The sequence below is a fragment of the Bacteroidota bacterium genome (assembly GCA_018266835.1).
Taxonomy (GTDB): domain Bacteria; phylum Bacteroidota; class Ignavibacteria; order Tepidaquicellales; family Tepidaquicellaceae; genus JAFDZO01.
Genome location: JAFDZP010000002.1, coordinates 1,606,410 through 1,623,632, shown reverse-complemented (window position 1 = coordinate 1,623,632; position 17,223 = coordinate 1,606,410). Strand labels below are relative to the sequence as shown.

At 35.0% G+C, this 17,223-nt stretch carries 13 protein-coding genes; 4 read left to right on the top strand and 9 right to left on the bottom strand.

Translation table 11 applies throughout. The annotated features are described in order from the left end of the window. The first annotated feature begins 59 nt into the window (after positions 1-59). A complete protein-coding gene (locus JST55_08880; GenBank protein MBS1493612.1) occupies positions 60-1,514 on the top strand; it encodes a hypothetical protein in 1,455 nt (484 codons plus the stop codon). Next, complete coding sequence (locus tag JST55_08875) at positions 1,515-2,966, top strand: hypothetical protein (GenBank protein MBS1493611.1); 1,452 nt, start codon at positions 1,515-1,517, stop codon at positions 2,964-2,966. 12 nt (positions 2,967-2,978) lie between these two features. Here the strand turns inward: JST55_08875 and JST55_08870 are convergent, their stop codons facing one another. The 8 genes from JST55_08870 to JST55_08835 all read right to left on the bottom strand — a co-directional run bounded on the left by JST55_08870 (position 2,979) and on the right by JST55_08835 (position 12,036). Beyond that, entirely contained in the window at positions 2,979-3,851 is an 873-nt protein-coding gene (locus JST55_08870) for an N-acetylneuraminate synthase family protein (GenBank protein ID MBS1493610.1), read from the bottom strand. 83 nt (positions 3,852-3,934) lie between these two features. Beyond that, complete coding sequence (locus tag JST55_08865) at positions 3,935-4,741, bottom strand: SDR family oxidoreductase (protein MBS1493609.1); 807 nt, start codon at positions 4,739-4,741, stop codon at positions 3,935-3,937. 1 nt (position 4,742) lies between these two features. After that, complete coding sequence (locus JST55_08860; GenBank protein MBS1493608.1) at positions 4,743-6,086, bottom strand: aminotransferase class III-fold pyridoxal phosphate-dependent enzyme; 1,344 nt, start codon at positions 6,084-6,086, stop codon at positions 4,743-4,745. A gap of 49 nt (positions 6,087-6,135) precedes the next feature. Continuing rightward, complete coding sequence (locus tag JST55_08855) at positions 6,136-7,032, bottom strand: transketolase (protein MBS1493607.1); 897 nt, start codon at positions 7,030-7,032, stop codon at positions 6,136-6,138. Between the two features lie 16 nt (positions 7,033-7,048). Then, entirely contained in the window at positions 7,049-9,181 is a 2,133-nt protein-coding gene (locus JST55_08850) for a tetratricopeptide repeat-containing sensor histidine kinase (protein ID MBS1493606.1), read from the bottom strand. Positions 9,182-9,196: 15 nt separating this feature from the next. Continuing rightward, positions 9,197-10,054: a transketolase gene (locus JST55_08845; GenBank protein ID MBS1493605.1), complete on the bottom strand. Its 858-nt coding sequence runs from the start codon at positions 10,052-10,054 to the stop codon at positions 9,197-9,199. A gap of 14 nt (positions 10,055-10,068) precedes the next feature. Continuing rightward, positions 10,069-10,890 carry a glycosyltransferase family protein gene (locus tag JST55_08840; protein ID MBS1493604.1) on the bottom strand — a complete coding sequence of 274 codons (822 nt, stop codon included), beginning with the start codon at positions 10,888-10,890 and terminating at the stop codon, positions 10,069-10,071. Between the two features lie 129 nt (positions 10,891-11,019). After that, the gene (locus JST55_08835; protein MBS1493603.1) at positions 11,020-12,036 is read right to left on the bottom strand and encodes a CDP-glycerol glycerophosphotransferase family protein; all 1,017 of its coding nucleotides are present in this window, start codon (positions 12,034-12,036) and stop codon (positions 11,020-11,022) included. A gap of 389 nt (positions 12,037-12,425) precedes the next feature. Between JST55_08835 and JST55_08830 the strand changes: the two genes are divergently transcribed. Both JST55_08830 and JST55_08825 read left to right on the top strand, forming a co-directional pair. Then, positions 12,426-13,739 carry a T9SS type A sorting domain-containing protein gene (locus JST55_08830; protein MBS1493602.1) on the top strand — a complete coding sequence of 438 codons (1,314 nt, stop codon included), beginning with the start codon at positions 12,426-12,428 and terminating at the stop codon, positions 13,737-13,739. 502 nt (positions 13,740-14,241) lie between these two features. After that, on the top strand, positions 14,242-16,095 hold the full coding sequence (locus JST55_08825) for a DNA primase (protein MBS1493601.1): 1,854 nt from the start codon (positions 14,242-14,244) through the stop codon (positions 16,093-16,095). 6 nt (positions 16,096-16,101) lie between these two features. On the opposite strand, the gene rsgA is transcribed toward JST55_08825, so the two are convergent. After that, a complete protein-coding gene (gene rsgA / locus JST55_08820) occupies positions 16,102-17,193 on the bottom strand; it encodes a ribosome small subunit-dependent GTPase A (protein ID MBS1493600.1) in 1,092 nt (363 codons plus the stop codon). Positions 17,194-17,223: the final 30 nt, after the last annotated feature.

Here is a 17,223-nt window from a genome sequence, read left to right as displayed (position 1 = left end):
TGATAAATTTTATTTTACACTCTCACTTAAAAACCATATCTTTGTAAAAATCTTCTCCAATGTTTTCCAATATTGCAATAGACCTGCTGAAAACTCTCAGCAAGGAGGAATTAAAAAAGTTCGATGTCTTCTTAAACTCGCCTTATTTCAATACAAATGCAGCAGTTGTACGCCTCTTTAATGCAATTAAAAAACATGCTCCGGATTTTATTGATAAGTCTTTGACGAGAGAAAAACTATTCACTAAAGTATATCCGGGGAAAGATTATAGTGAACTTAGTTTGCGGACCAGATTATCAGAACTTACCGACTTGCTTAGAAAATTTATCTCTATTCAGTATTTTGAGCAGGATGACTTTTACAAGAAATTTTATTTTGCCAGGGAAATGAATAAAAGAGAAAAATATAAAATAGCTGAAAAATTTTTACTCGAGCTTCTGGATGAGAATAAGAAACGAAATAATGTTGACCCTCCTGTTTTTTTTGAAAAAAGCGAACTTGTAAACGAACTTATGACAACTTACAGAGGCGATGCGAACAGAGATACGTCCGAAAGAAATATGGAACTAGGTGATGCATTGCTGAATTATTTCTATTCATATTTTTTTCAGATTGCAAATGATATGCTTTACAATGAAGCTATCTTCAAACACAAACCTGAATTTAACATTATAGAAGAATTCATAAACGCTTTTGATTTTCAAAATTTTTTAATGCGGCTTAAAAAGCACAATTATGAGAATCAGCCGATAATGGAAATGTATTACAGGATGTACATGTCAAGAATTGATAAAAATAATCCTGAACATTTTAAGATCCTGAAAGAACTTTCTTTTGAACATTATCGAAAGTTTGATAAAATCGGTTTGTTTAATCTATGGGTGTTTTTATCCAATGCAATAAACGGAAGCCTTCAATATATTGATTCAAAGTATAATTATGAGCTGTTTGAAGTAAACAAATTTTTTGTAGGTTTAAAAATATTTCCGTTGTATCCGGGGTCTTATTTTTTTCAAAGCTTTTTTGACAATATTTTTACAAACATGATTACATGTAAAGAAATTGATTTTGCCGAAAAATTTTTGGAAGAATATTTACATTTGCTGCAGCCGGAGATGAGGGAAAACTCAGAAATGTATTGTAAGGCAATATTGGAATTAAACAAAAAAAATTACGATGCATCATTAAATTATCTTAGCAAAGTTAAACTCACAGATACAGTTCTAAAAATACGGGTGAGACTATATTATTTCATAAATTATTATGAGACAGAATCTTTTGAGGCATGTCTCTCACTCATGGATTCCTTTAAACATTTTTTAAAGTCAAACAAAAAAATCCCGGAATATCTGATCGAACGGGTTAATTCAACTTTAAAATATTGCAGTTCTATTATTAATGCCCGGATTAATAATAAAAAGCTGGATTATGCTATTTACAAGGAAGCAAATGGAAATAAAACAGGCTATTGGAGCAGGGAATGGATAATTAAAAAGATGGGAGAGTTAATTTAAATGCATAACAATATTGCAATTGAGCTTTTAAAGACATTAGATAAAGATGAGTTGAAAAGATTTGAAAGCTTTATAAAATCTCCTTTTCACAATACAAATAAAACCGTTGGCAGTTTATTTGACATACTAAAAAAATATGCTCCTGAATTTGAAGATAAAGCACTTTACAGGGAACAACTTTTTAAAAAACTATATCCCGGAAAGAGTTTCAGCCAGACAAGCCTGCGTACAAGAATGTCAGAATTAACCGAACTTATAAAAAAATATTTTTCAATTAGCCATTTTGAAAAGGATGAATTTCACAGCAGACTTAATATAATTTCGGAATTAAAAATGAGAAAAAAATACAAGCTCGCCGAAAAATATATTCTGGAAATGATGCAGAAGATTGAAAACAAAAGAGATACTGAAATAGATTATTATGAAAAACTCAGTTTAGTGAAAGAACTGATAGACGTTTATAGAATTTCAAAAATGAAAAATTATTCAAAGTACTCAATTGAGCTGGGTGATAGTTTATTTAATTTTTTCTACCGTGAATTATTCGTTGCCGTGAATGAAATTTCATATGAAAAAGAAGTTTTCAATTTCAAATCTGATTACGAAGTTACTGAGGAATTCCTTAAGACGTTTGATGTTAAACAATTTTTAAATAAAGCCAAAGAAAAAGAATATTCCCACTATCCATACCTGGCGCTTTTTTATTATATGTACGTTGCCAGGACAGATTATGGAAACGATGAAAACTTTTTTAACCTTAAAGAGCTGGCATATAAATATCATAAAAACTTAAGCAAGCTTGAAAAGTTTAATATATGGACTGCACTTATAAACGCAATTAACGGCGGGCTTCGTTTTAAGGACGCTAAATATATACGCGAAGCATTTGAACTGAATAAGTTTTTTCTGGAATTGAATATCTTGCCTTTGGAGAAAGGCGGATATTTTTTCACAAGTAAATTTGAGAACATTTTTACTATAGCTATTACCTGTAAAGAGTTTGATTTCGCTGAGAAATTTGCAGAAGAGAACTACACAAAGCTTTCGCCTGAAGAACAGGAGAACACAATAAATTTATGCAGAGCTATCATATATTTTTATAAAAAAAATTATCATAAATCTTTGAATACTCTGAGCAAAGTGGAATTAAAAGATGTGGTTACAAAAATGCGGGTGCGAATGTACTATTTTATGAATTATTTTGAAACGAACTCATTCGAATCAGTAAACTCTTTAATTGATTCCTTCAAACACTTTCTATCTGAAAACAAAGATATACCGGATATGCTGGCAAACAGGGCAAAGCTTGCTTTATACTTTGCTGCAAAAATTACATCGGCAAAAATTAATAACAAGAAATTAGATTACGCAGTTTATAAAGAAGCAAAAGATGAACATGCAAACTTCTGGAGTAAGGACTGGTTTATCGAAAAAATGGAAGAGCTTATTTAATGTTAAATCAAATTAAGAAACTCTTCTTAATTTTTTCCTTGGTGCCAGTTCGGATTCGTAAAGTTTTTTCACTCCGTCACCTAAGCTTACTTCTATATCGCGGATATTTTCTACAAGGCGTTTAAAGCCGACAACTTCAACTGATGCTGCCTGGTCAGTTCCCCACATTGCTCTATCTAATGTAATGTGTCTTTCAACAAACGTAGCTCCCAAAGATACTGCAGCCCATGTTGGCGCAAGTCCTGTTTCATGACCTGAGTAGCCAATCGGAACTTCAGGATACATTTCTTTCAATGTAGTAATTACTTTTATGTTAAGCTCTTCAAGCTTGCAAGGGTAAGTTGATGTTGAGTGGGCAATCATTAAATTATCAGTGCCGATTATATCAACAGCTTTTTTTATTTCATCGATTGTTGACATACCAGTTGAAATCATCAATGGTCTGCCTGTGGATTTTTTCTTTTTGAGTAAATTAATATCTGTTAATGATGCCGAGCCTGCTTTGTAAAAAGGCGGATTGAACTGCTCCATAAAATCTACTGAAAGCTCATCCCAGCAGGAAGCCAGCCATAAAATATTTTTTTCTTTGCAGTATGCATCAATAATTTTGTATTCATCATTCGAAAATTCCACTCTGTGGCGATAGTCTATATAGGTCATTCTTCCCCATGGAGTTTCTCGCTCTATAAGCCATTGGTCTTTAGGTACACATAGCTCGGGAGTTCTTTTCTGAAACTTCACAGCATCGCATCCCGCATATTTTGCTCCGTCAATTAACTTCAGAGCATTTTCCAATGAGCCGTTATGGTTTATGCCTATCTCGGCAATCACAAAAACTTTTTCGCCGTCACCGATATATCTCTCTGCTATTTTAACTTTCGCCATGATATTCTCCTTATTTAAAATAACCTATAACTTAAACTGCAAAAATACAAATAATGTTTCATTAAATTCGCATTAACAAATTGTTACCAGGCAGTCCAGCCGCCGTCAATAACTAAATTTGCTCCTGTCATGTATGCTGACGCATCTGACGCAAGATACACTACTGCACCTTTATAATCTGTGGGAGCAGCCATTCTTCCAAGTGGAGTTCGTTTAGAATAATTTTTAATGAAAAACTCATTTTGTGAATTTTCTACTCCGCCGGGAGATAATGTATTCACCCGTACACCAACATTTCCCCAATAGGCAGCGAGAAATTTTGTGAATGAAATCACTGCGCCTTTTGTAGCTGGGTATGCAGGCGATTTATAAAACGTCTGCTCACCCTCTTCGTTTTTGTAAAGTGACTGGTCAGGGGCAACTATTCCGTAAGTGGAAGCAACATTAATAATGCTTCCGTATTTCCTCATAGCCATTTCAGTTCCTATTATCTGCGAGCATAAAAACATTCCGGTAACATTTACCTCTAAAGATTTCTTCCACATCTCAAGCGGATAATTTTCAAACTTTGATTGTTCAAGTGCAGCCAAAGGATTTTCAAACATGTCGTTTATCGCAGCATTATTTACAAGCACATCTATCTTTCCGAATTTGTTTAAAACTTCATCACGTAAATTTTTTAAAGAGTCAGGTGATGTTATATCTACTCCAACACCAATGGAATCATTCTGTAAATTTTTTGCAAACTCGTCACACATCTCTCCGTTCAGATCGCACGCAACAACATTTGCGCCCGCTTCGGCAAGCGCAAAGCAATGATTTTTCCCTATGAGCCCCAGCGCGCCTGTTACAATCGCAACTTTATCGTTTAATGAAAATAAATCTGACATCTTAGCTTGCCTTTTTTGGTTTCATATTGAAGTTCGTTGTCTTTCTGAATACCGGTTCAACTGCTTCGCCTTTCAGATACCCTTTAACATTTTTTTCATCTACGGCTTTTTTCAGAATTGGAAGAACTTCTTTATAAGCCTTCAATGTATATTCAATATCTTCATCTGTGTGTGAAAGGCACATGTTGTGAAATCCTCCCCATAATACTCCCCGCTTAATCATTTCCTGCTGAACGAGTGATTTCATTTCAAGTGGATTGCATCCTGATAAATCTCCGTTGAAAGTCATTATCGTTCTGCAGTTATATCCTGAACATGATGTGTAATTCATTCCAAGCTCTAAAGCAATTTTATTATATCCGTCTTTTAATTTCTTTCCCTGTCTGTCTAAAACATCGGGAAGATTTTTTTCAACAATTTCATTCAGAGTCGCTTTTGTTGCGGCAAGTGATAATGCTTCCCCTCCGAAAGTTGTGAAAAAGAAAACATCTTTTTCGAGTAACTTCATAACATCTGCTCTTCCTGTTAATATTGAAATCGGCATACCGTTGGCGACTGCTTTTGAGAAGCATGCTAAGTCAGCTTTCACATTGAAATATTCCTGCGCGCCTCCTTTTGCAATTCTGAATCCCGTCCACATTTCATCGAAGATCAGAAGTGTTCCGTGTTCATCGCAGACTTTTCTTAAATCCTGCAAAAAGTTATCTTTCTCTTCTTCAAATACAAACGGTTCTAGTATTACGCATGCAGTATCTTTATCAATAGAATCTATAACGGACTGAATATCATTGTAGCTTATTGTGTATGTTAAATCTTTCACTGCTTCAGGGATTCCTTTATTTCTATCGGTAACTGAAATATACCAGTCATGCCAGCCGTGATAACCACAGCATAAAACTTTTTCTCTTCCCGTAAATGCTCTCGCTAAGCGAACAGCCGCTGTTGTAATATCGCATCCTGTTTTTGAGTAACGGACTGATTCTGTATTGGGAACAACTGACTTCACAAGCTCGGCAACTTCAACTTCAAGCGGATGCATTAATGAAAATGTTATTCCGTCTTCAAGCTGCTTCTTAATCGCTTCGTCAACTTTATCGTAGCAATATCCCAATGAAATAGGACCAATGCCCATGTTGTAATCTATATACTCATTGCCGTCAGCATCCCATACATGCGAGCCTTTACCTTTCACAAGATATTTGGGGGCAACGCCTTTTATCCATTGTCCGGGACCTTTAGCAAGTGTCTGTGTATGTGCAGGAATCAATCCTTCGCTTCGTGAAAAAATTTCGTTTGATTTAGATATATCGGGATAGCTGTTATTAAATTCTACTTTGTTTGGCATATTAATAAAATAAATATGAGAATCGTATGTTTAGTTAATGTTAAAATTTTTATAAATTTTTTAAAACTTTCTCTGCAATCTGTTTTCCTGTAAAGCCTTCGTATTCAAGCAAGTCCTGGCCAAGTACCGGTTTGAACCACTTATTATCCATAGCTACAGGAACGACTTTAGCTGTGATTTGATTTCGCAAAAATATCTCAGCAACAATAGAATACAATCCTCCTGTTAAAAAATGGTCTTCAAGCGTGAGAATCATTTTACATTCTTTTGCTGCTTTTAAAATTGCCTCTTCATCAATAGGTTTTACTGTTCTGAGATTTATAAGTCTTACAGATTTTCCCTGAGATTCAAGTATTTCTTTTGCTTTAACTGCTTCACCGAGTAAAAATCCGTAAACTAATATTGCAACATCAGTCCCTTCTGAAATCACTTCGGCTTTCCCTATCTCAAAATTTTTATTATGAGAAACTGAAGGCTTGGTATTATTATAACGGATATAAAAGGGTGATTCACTTTTTAAAACTGTCTCCAGTCCGATAAGCATATCTTCTTCATCTGAAGGACACCATACATTTACATTTGGAATGCATCGCATTAAAGATACATCTTCGAGTGACTGGTGTGTTGCTCCGTTACCGTCGGACATAAATCCCGAAAAACCGCCTACTATTTTCACAGGTAAATTGCCTATACCCACATCTGTTCTTATAAATTCAAAAGCGCGCATTGTTAAAAATGTTGCAAGCGCGTGTATCACAGGAATTCTTCCTCTAAACGCAAGCCCCGCAGCAGAACCGACTAACGTCTGCTCTGTAATTCCTGTATCTATAAATCTGTCACCTATCTGATTTGGAAGATTTCTTATTGCTGCTCTGTTTTCAGCAGTCATTACTATAAACCGTTCGTCTTCGTCAACAAGTTTTTTAAGTATTTCTTCGTAAGTCATTAATATATTTAATAAATTATTTTTTAATTTTTAATGGTGTAGTAGGTATTTGTAAAATAAACTTTGCGCCTTTGCCCGGTTCAGATTCGCATACAACTTTTGCGCCGATTATATCTGCAAGTTTTTTTACGATTGAAAGCCCGAGTCCCGTTGACGATTCCCCTGCAGTGGGCTTTGCCGAAAGTCTTGCAAATTTCGTAAACAATTTTTTTCTGTCTTCTTCAGTTAGCCCTGGTCCTTCATCCTGAATTCCAACCCATGTAGAAGAATCAGATTTGTTATGAGCTACTGTTATAAAAATGCTTTTGCCTTCGGGTGAAAACTTTATAGCATTTGAAAGCAGATTGCTAATAATCTGCTTTATTACATTTGAATCGTTAAACACATGAGAAACAATCTTCTCGTCAAAAATAATTTTAATCTCTTTTTGTCTTAGCTGAAATTTATTCATACTTATAAGAGATTTTATCAGCACGTTTAAATCGATCAGCTCGTTGTTCAGTTCATATCTGCCTGAGTCCATCATTTCAGAATTAAGAATTTCATTCACAAGGTCAAGCATTGCCATCGAACTTATATTAATGTTCGAAGCAAAATCCGAAATTTCTTCCATCGATAAAGTATTAATATCTTCAACAAGAAGATTTGAAAAACCGTAAATGGAATTCAGAGGATTTTTTAAATCGTGAGAGACTAAATTTAAAAATTCATTCTTCTCCTGATTCATATCCTCAAGCTTCTTATTCGCTTCGGCTAAATCAATGTTTTTTAGTTTGTAAATTTCCGATTCCCTTTGCGCCTGTACAACTTCAAACTGTGCCTGTACATTCTGTATCCTTCTTTTCGTTTCCTCGTTGGAAACAATATCCCTTAGCTCGATGTGTTTTTTTAAAGACTCAACAGCTTTTTCAAAATTTCCTGTAAGTTCATAGCACTTTGAAATATTTTTATAAAGATTTAACAACTCTGCTTTTGAACCGACTTCATTTCCTAAAGTAATTCCTTCGTCTAAATATTTCAGCGCTTTTTCAATTTCATTCATCTCAATTAAAATCTCACCAATATCTCCGCAGATACCCATTACTCCTGCCTTATGCTCAATATCTCTTCGTAAGTCATAACATTTCAGTGCAAAATCTAAAGCTTTTTTGTAATCTTTTTTATCTTTGAAGACATTCATTATCTCCTGATAAGTGAATGCAATTACTTTCTTATCTCCTATAGCGATTGCGACTTCAAAACTTTCATACGCATATCTTAATGCTGTTTCAGTTCTGCCGGCAATGCGCGTTACAAGAGCTAAATTTACAAGACACTCGCCTATTCCTTTTTTGTAATCAACAGCCTTGTATGATTCAAGCGCTTTATAAAGAAAACTTTCTGCTTTATCCGGCTCGCCAAGTCTTTCATATATAAGACCGATATTCATATAAAGAATACCGACTCCTTTTTTTTCATCCAGCTCTTCAACAATTCTATATGCTTCATTGTATGCCTCAAGCGCCTTATAGTAATCTCCCATCGCATTATAAACTAGTCCGATGTTATTAAGAGATTTTGCTATATCAAGTTTATCACCCTTCTCACGTTTATTTCTGAGACTCTTTGAAATAAATTCAAATGCTTTTTTATTATCTCCAAGGTTCCAGTATGTAAGTCCTGCATTGCTTAAAAGGACAGTAGCATTTTCCTTATTATTATCTTCTTCAGCTATTTTTAACCCTTCAAGATTATATTGTATTGCAGTTTTAAATTCTCCCTTTAAAACATAAACACTTCCAAGTATTACATGTACTCTACACAAGGCATCTTTATCATCAATCTCTTCAAATAATTTTTTTGCAAATAAAAGAGAAACAATCGCGTTATCAAATTTAGAAAACTCTACATCGAGCCATGCTAAAATGTGCAGACAATCTCCCAGCAGTTTTTTGTTTTCTATAGGAGAAATTGTATTCTTAATAATTGCAGTATAAATATCATCATCAGCTTTTAAACCCAATGCCATACGCACAGCTTTTTGAGCATTATCCATTGCAAGGCGTACGTCACTGTTTTTTAAATCCCATGCCGATTTATTCAGAGCATAGATTTTTTCAATGGTGACTGCACCATCATCAGTTTCAATATTCAGGGGGTTTTGAATCAAATTTTTTTGTTGGTATTATCTCGCCACAATGGTTTCGGAAGTCAGCTTTGCTGCCTCTTCCCCGTGTAACTCTTTTAAAAGCATATCAATTTCATCATGCTTGAAATTTACAAACCATCTGTCAGCTCTCGCTTCAATGCTAGGAAGACCTTTGCCCCTTACTGTATCTGCGATAACTACGTTTGGTTTACCTTCGCCTTGTTTTACTGATTTGAAAGCGCTATCCATTGCTTCAAAATCATGTCCGTCAACTCTGTGCGCATTCCATCCGAAAGCTTCAAATTTCTTTTCGATGGATTCCAGCGGTATCAGTTCTTCCGTTCTTATATTTGCCTGAAACTGATTCCTGTCTACAACTGCAACTAAGTTATCAAGTTTTTTTGCCGCGGCGACTAAAGCGCCTTCCCATATTGTGCCTTCATTAAGCTCACCGTCTCCCAATACTACTACAACTTTGTTAGTCTGCTTTCTCATCTTACAATCAAGAGCTACACCTATGGCAACGCTTAATAAGTGTCCGAGTGAACCTGAATGAAATTCAATACCGGGAATATTTCTGTTCGGATGCCAGTAAATGAAATCGTTAGGCTTAAGATGATTTTTTAATCGGTCTTTTTCAATCCATCCTATTTCAGCAAACGTTCCGTAAAGCGCAGGAACGTCATGCCCTTTTGATAAGAAAAAATAATCTCTGTTCGGGTCTTTTAAAGTATCTTTAGTAACATTAAGATATGAATCATATAAATACACAATTAGGTCTGCGCATGAAAGCGATGCTCCTATGAAACATCCGCCGTCTGTGGACATTCTTATTATATGTTCACGGACATTGTAAGCGCGTTGTTTTAATTCGTTAAGTTTTTTTGAATCCATTAAATTTTTGAACTTTAAAATTCTATATGTTTTGTATCATCAGGTGAAATTGTTTTCAGATCGTCTAAATGATTTCTGTACCAGTTAACACCTACGTATTTCTCATTTATTTTTTTTAACTCAGGTTTTTCTTCAAGCAGTTTTAAAATATCATCAAGCCCGAACAAAGGATTTTCCTCATACAGCTCATCGTAAACAGCTTTTATAAATTCGTAATCCTCCCTGTAGTCAATTGTAAATCTGTATGTCATGGAATAATCCAGCCCTGTTTCCCAGAGAACATTCCCTATTCTGAATTCATCGGGACGCTCCCATATGTAAGGCGTTGTATGTTCAAGCTCCATGTTCAGCAGCGCATTTTCATAGGTGATTTTAAGTACCGGCATCGGAATAACTTCAACATCATTTCCGTCAGGATATGTAGGCGGATGTAAATTACTTACAAAGTCATACTTATCTTTATTACGGACATAAAAATTAATTACTTTATCTATTATAGCAGGGTCTATTAAAGGACAATCAGATGGAATTTTTACAACAACGTCTGCATTGTATTTAAGCCCTGCAAGGTAATGTCTTTCGAGAAGATTTTCGAGGCTGCCTCTGAAACAATTAAAATCATAATCATCGCAAAGCTCTTCAATAATATCATCTTCATCATCGGTTGAAGTTGCAACAACGAAATTTGTAGCAGCTTTAGAAGCCTTTACTCTTTCCATCATTCTGACCAGGAGAGGTTCGCCGGAAAGGGGGAGCATAACTTTATCAGGCAGTCTGGATGAACCTGTTCGTGCCTGTACAACAATCAATATATTTAAACTACCGTCGGAATCCAATTAAAAATTATCTAAAATAATAAACGAACTAAGCACACAAATTAATGATTTCTATTGATATTAAAAATCCAAAGAGATAACTGAATATATCTGCATTCGGAGGTAAAAACAGGTAAAATCAGAATTTTATTACATGGTACCGGCAGTTTCATAATCTCCTGCATAATCAGGTACGAAATCTCCATGTTCTTCCTGCACAATTCTTTTTCGGAATGCATCTGCAATATTCCTGTGCGAGTTTCCTCCGTTTTGCATAGGAGTTAAACGCTTCAGCATATTAATATCAAAATATGAATAACATTCTTTACCGAGCGCAAGGCCTACGTAAACTACCGTTGAATATCTTGTAATAAGCACATCGCAGTTTGCAATCATTTCATTAGTATTTCCGGAATCGAACACCAATGCTCCCGGAGCATATTTATTTATTTCTTCTGTTGCGCGTTCGACTTTTTCATTCGGGTGAAGCTTGAAAATCATTGGTCTGCCGTCTGCAATTTTCACAGCATCAAGAATCGTTTTCTTTCTGTTCTCATAGCTGATAGTCTCGCGGGCATCGGATGTGCAGACTAATACATAATTTTTATGGGGGAAGTTGTTGTTAAGACTTTCTTTGCAGTTATCGAAGTTAGGTATTCCCGTCACAACAATTTTATCGGGATTGCAGCCTTTCTTTACAAAAAAGTCTTTGTATCCCTCTGAGGCAACGCAGAATAAATCATAAGCATGTGAGAGTCCCGTAAGTGAAGTTGCGCCCAGATAGCGGGGCAAGCCGAGATATCTTACTATATAATAATTAAGTTTTTCAGGGTCAGTCATCCCTTCCTGAACCAGTACTATTTTTTTCTTTTTTATATTTTTTTGAATATACAAATCACTGCAGGTGAAGACGTAATCGTAATCATTCTGTTTGCCTTCGTAATCCATTTTTAAATTATGTTCGGAAAGAAATTTTTCTGTATTTTTTCTGAATTTGCCGCCCAGCACGGTGTATTCAACCAGGCCTGCTTTTAAAAGCATTTTTAAAAAACCGTCGGCATAATAAGGAGTGAAATATTGGTCGTATTCAGGCAGCTGTTTGGAAATCTTGTACATCATAGATGTCTGATTGATTGACCCGCAGATAAACAAAATTTTTTTCTTCATTGGCTCAATATTGAGGGTTTTACAACAATACGAAAAAGACGTTAAATAAATGTTAACAAGTATTGTATTTCAGCTAAAAATCTCTACGTTTAGAACTTAATAATAGTTTTCAAGAATTTCAATTATATACCAAATAATCCACTTTCAGTATTTATAAACAATCGGGGCTGAAAAATGTTCCTGTTTTTGATGGGGACGGAATTTTACCTTTAATGTGCAGGCAAACTTTATGTAAGTTTATAAAAATCATAAGCCCATACACGTTTTCTACGTAAAAAACACACTATAACTCCACACTCTACTTTATCAAATACACATAATATACGAAATAACTCTACATTTTAGTTTTATTCTTTAGTCTCTTATTTATTAACCTAAATAAAATTAAAATGAAAAATATCAGGGTAATTCTCTTCATTTTTCTATTCTCAAATCTGTGCTTTTCCCAAACAGGGTGGTATCAGGTGAATTCAGGAACAAGTAATTTACTGACATCTGTTTTTTTTACAAACCTTAATACAGGGTTTAGTACGGGTACCGGAGGAACACTTTTAATAACACGGAATACGGGAGCAAGCTGGCAGAACATAGATCTTAATAATCCTACCTTTACATTTAAAAAAATTTACTTCAAGGACCAGTCAACAGGATTTATTTTAGCAAACAGTCCTATCCCGGATGACACTCTATATTCAAAAATTTATAAAACTACAAACGGCGGAAATAACTGGTTTGTTGATAATCCACGGATTAATAATGTTTTTTTAAAAAATATTGAGTTTGCAGACGGAGTGGGTTATATGTCGGGCGGACTTTATTCTGTTGGTCCGAATAAATTCTTTAAATCTACAAATGACGGAAACTCCTGGGTGGAAATTCCGACCGGTATAAATGGCTCTATTACCTCACAGAAATTTATCAACTATGAAATCGGATATATAGGTGTTATGAATTGTATATATAAAACTCCAAACGGCGGAAATAACTGGAATCTTGTTTATCAGAATTTAGGAAGTTATTACAATGTAGTTTCTGATATTGTCTTTATAAATGGAGTTACAGGTTTTGCCGCAGGAGGATATTATCTTGATACTCTTAACAAGAATAGATTTGTGATAAAGACAACTAATTCAGGAGCAAACTGGAATTATATTTTAAATGATAATTCCGCAACAATGATTAATTCTATCACGGTTGTAAACGAATCGGTAATTTATGCAAGCGGTTCAGTTAATGGTGCTCCTTCATCTCAAAACCGTGGGTTCATTATTAAAACAACTAATGGAGGTGTTACCTGGAACAATGAGAATATTCCTGCGTCTATTCCCCTTTCAGATATTAAAAACAGTAACCTGAAAGGTTTTGCCGTTGGGGCAAACGGAGTCATCTACAAAAAAGACAACATAGTTGCAGTCACTCAAATCAGCACAACAGTACCATCTTCAATAAATTTATATCAGAATTATCCTAATCCTTTCAATCCTGAAACAACAATTAAATTCGATTTAACTAAATCAGGATATATTTCTCTGAAGGTCTATGATATGACAGGAAAAGAAGTTCAAAATTTATTCAATGGAGTAAAAGAAGCCGGAAGCTATCAGCTAAAATTCGATGGTGCAAGTCTAAACAGCGGAATTTATTTCTATAAACTTATGACTAACGGCACAACAATTACAAAATCAATGGTACTTGTAAAATAAAAGTGTATTTTATACCCTGCCTTGCTTAAGCATCTGCTAAAGGACATAATTCTTTCGCCGGAATTATGTCCTTCCTTCTTTAAAAATATTTTTATAACAGGAAAATTCTGTCAAGCCAATAATAAAAATTGTACTCACATATAGGGAAATAATAAAACTTCTGTTTGAAAAAAGTTTATTACTTACTATCTTGTATAGGTTCTTTTATATGAAAAATCTTGGTTGATTTTAAGAAATATGAATAGCTTTTGACAAGATATAACTCCTCGTTTCGCAAAAAATCATAACTGTAAAAACAATCTTTTAGCTCATAACTTACGAGAGGGCGTAAGTTTCGGTATATGTTTTTTCAGAACTTATAGCTGTTAAAAATTGCTCATATATTTGACCGAAAATTAAATTTCCATAACTCATTACGATGCTCCGGCTTCGTAACATTAAAGTAAACACAATGGGATTTTTTATATATTAATAATATTTCTTAGAAACGTTAAATTGAATAATGCGAATACCACCCGAAAAGATTGACGAAATTAATAATGCTAACGATATAGTAGATGTTATTTCAACATACATAAACGTTAAAAGACGCGGGAAAAATTTCCTTGCGCTCTGCCCTTTCCATCCCGATAAAAATCCGTCAATGAATATCTCACAGGAAAAAAAAGTATATCATTGCTTTTCCTGCGGAGCCAGCGGCAATATGTTTCGCTTCATTCAGGATTTTGAAAAAATCTCCTTCTTCGAATCTGCTCAAAAACTTGCATCACGCGCAGGTATAGATATTCAGTACAATAAAAAAGAAATTGCCAATTACGATGAGTACGCAAAGCTTTACGATATAAATGTTAAGGCAGCAAGATTTTATGTAGAAGCGCTTAAAGATGTGAGCGGCAACGAAGGCAAAGTTGTTCATGATTATATAAAGAAAAGAAAACTCAAACCGGGCACACTTACAAGATTTGGTATCGGCTACGCTTATAATCGCTGGGACGGTCTGCTCAGTTACTTCAGAGAAGAGGACTTATTTACCAATGAAGATCTTGAGAATGCGGGGCTAGTCCGCAAAAGTGATAACGATGAGAACAGAGTTTATGACAGATTCCGAGGCAGACTTATGTTTCCGATTTTTAACGAGTCAGGGAAAGTTGTAGGCTTCGGCGGAAGACAATTATTTGAAGACGATAAGACAGGAAAGTATCTTAACTCACCTGAGACAAAAATATACAGCAAGAGCAAAGTCCTTTACGGATTGAATTTTGCTAAGGACAGCATTATAGCAAACAACTATGCGCTGTTTGTAGAAGGTTACATGGATATGATTTCACTCTTCCAGGCAGGAGTGGAAAACGTTGTTGCAACAAGTGGCACTGCAATGACTGAAGAACAAGTAAAATTAATTTCACGCTATACAAAAAATATTATATTCTTATTTGATGCTGACGCTGCAGGAATAAAAGCAGCAAAGCGTGGTATAGAATTAATTCTTGAAGGCGGACTTGATGTAGATATTGTTACCCTTCCCGAAGGAGATGACCCCGATAGCTTTATAACTAAGAAAGGTGTCGAAGAGTTTAAGAATGTAATATTTGAAAAGAAGTCGATTATAAATTTTATAGGAGAATTATATACCAAAGAGAATAAGCTGAACACAATTGCGCAGAAGACGGATTTTATAAAAGAGATTATTACATACATAGGAAAGATTCCAGATGCTATTAAACGCTCATTATATTTAAAAGAAATTGCCTCATTGTATGAGCTTCGTGAAAGTGATTTGCAAGTCGAGCTTAACAAATTTTTAAAGAACGATAAGAAGCCTTCATTTCCTCAGTCATCGATTGTACTGCCCGAAAGAGCAAAAATAAAAAATGATGTTGAGAGAAAAAGAATTCCGCAGGAAGAACTTGAACTTATTGAAATTTTTGTAAGAGGCGGCGATGATGTTATAGGATATCTTGAATCGAATCTTGAAATTGATTTTATTACAACGCAGCAGATAATGAAGGCAGTGCATTACTTCCTTGATGAATTTATTCAGGAAGGGAAAATCAATCCTTCAAAAGCGCTTAACGATATTGAAGATGAAGAGGTACAATATATAATAACTCTTGCCGTTTTAGAGAAGGACGAGATAAGTCCTTTAGTAAAGGCGGATAAGAACAGTCTTATTGCCCGCAACTCAAACATGAAAATTAATTTCATGGAGAAAGCTATGGGAGTAATACGTAAATTTAAGATCAAACAAATCGAACGCGAACTTGATGAAATTAAAAAAGATAAAGAACGCCTGCAGGAATATGTTGACCTAAAAAGAAAACTTGATCAGATGATAAAGTTAGAGACCGTTCATTAATTTCTTTTAACCACGCTTTCCCTTATTCTTCTTATCAAAATCCTTCAACGATTTGTGAACCTGTTTCCACTTCTTTTTATTTTCAATTGCCGTTTTTACATTCTGCTTTGATTCGATATACTTTACTTCACGCATAAGCTTTAAATAACTTTTTAATCTTGTTTCATCTATTTCCCCGTTATTTATTGCAGCACGGATTGCGCACCCGGGCTCATCTGCATGAAGGCAGTTTGAAAATTTACATTGGAGCGCAAGCTCTTCCAGGTCATCGAATGTTTCGGCAACACCTTCGCCGCCGTCCCAAAGCTGCAACTCACGCATTCCGGGCGTGTCGATTATAAGTCCGCCGTTTGCAAGAATTATCATTTCCCTGTGAGTAGTTGTATGCTTTCCTTTATTGGAGAAGTCACTCACTTCCTGAACAAAGAATTTTTCTTCGCCGGCTAGAGTGTTTATCAGAGTAGACTTACCGACACCTGATGAACCAAGTACTGCCACGGTGTTATTGTTAACAAAGTATTGTTCAAGCTCTTCAAGTCCGAAATTTTCTTTTACGCTGATTGCGTGAATAGGAATTACGCCAACAACATCTTTTACTTCTTCAATCTTTGTGTCCAAGTCAGAAGCCAGATCAGCCTTGCTTAAAATAATAACAGGTCTTATTTCATTATCCATTACAGTTGTAAGATAACGCTCAAGTCGACGGAGATTAAAATCATGATTCAGAGCATTCACAATGAATACAATATCAATATTAGCAGCAACGATTTGCTCAACAGTTTTCTCGCCCGCTTCCTTTCGCGAAAATTTATTTTTACGAGGAAGAATTTTATCTATGATAGCTTTATTTTCTTCAGGGAAAGCGCGAAGCAATACCCAGTCACCTACAGCGGGGAAACCGTTTACTTCTGCCGTACCGTTCTCCACTTCAAAACGGAACTTGCCGGATACCTCTCCGAGAAGTTCGCCAAGCTCCGTATAGACTATGAAGTTTGATAAATTCTGTATAGCTATTCTTCCGGGAATTTGTCCCTCTGAAGCATATTCGTTAAAGTAAGCTTCAAAAAAAGAATTGTAACCAAGTTTGTTTAAATTCATTCAATGAATTAAGTTTGTAAAATTAAATCA

Bases quoted from the DNA above. Each gene is read 5' to 3' on its own strand.
- JST55_08835 (MBS1493603.1), bottom strand. From the start codon at position 12,036: ATGAAGAAAAAAATTTTGTTTATCTGCGGGTCAATCAATCAGACATCT.
- JST55_08855 (MBS1493607.1), bottom strand. From the start codon at position 7,032: ATGACTTACGAAGAAATACTTAAAAAACTTGTTGACGAAGACGAACGG.
- JST55_08875 (MBS1493611.1), top strand. From the start codon at position 1,515: ATGCATAACAATATTGCAATTGAGCTTTTAAAGACATTAGATAAAGAT.
- JST55_08825 (MBS1493601.1), top strand. From the start codon at position 14,242: ATGCGAATACCACCCGAAAAGATTGACGAAATTAATAATGCTAACGAT.
- JST55_08865 (MBS1493609.1), bottom strand. From the start codon at position 4,741: ATGTCAGATTTATTTTCATTAAACGATAAAGTTGCGATTGTAACAGGC.
- JST55_08880 (MBS1493612.1), top strand. From the start codon at position 60: ATGTTTTCCAATATTGCAATAGACCTGCTGAAAACTCTCAGCAAGGAG.
- rsgA (MBS1493600.1), bottom strand. From the start codon at position 17,193: ATGAATTTAAACAAACTTGGTTACAATTCTTTTTTTGAAGCTTACTTT.
- JST55_08860 (MBS1493608.1), bottom strand. From the start codon at position 6,086: ATGCCAAACAAAGTAGAATTTAATAACAGCTATCCCGATATATCTAAA.
- JST55_08845 (MBS1493605.1), bottom strand. From the start codon at position 10,054: ATGGATTCAAAAAAACTTAACGAATTAAAACAACGCGCTTACAATGTC.
- JST55_08870 (MBS1493610.1), bottom strand. From the start codon at position 3,851: ATGGCGAAAGTTAAAATAGCAGAGAGATATATCGGTGACGGCGAAAAA.
- JST55_08830 (MBS1493602.1), top strand. From the start codon at position 12,426: ATGAAAAATATCAGGGTAATTCTCTTCATTTTTCTATTCTCAAATCTG.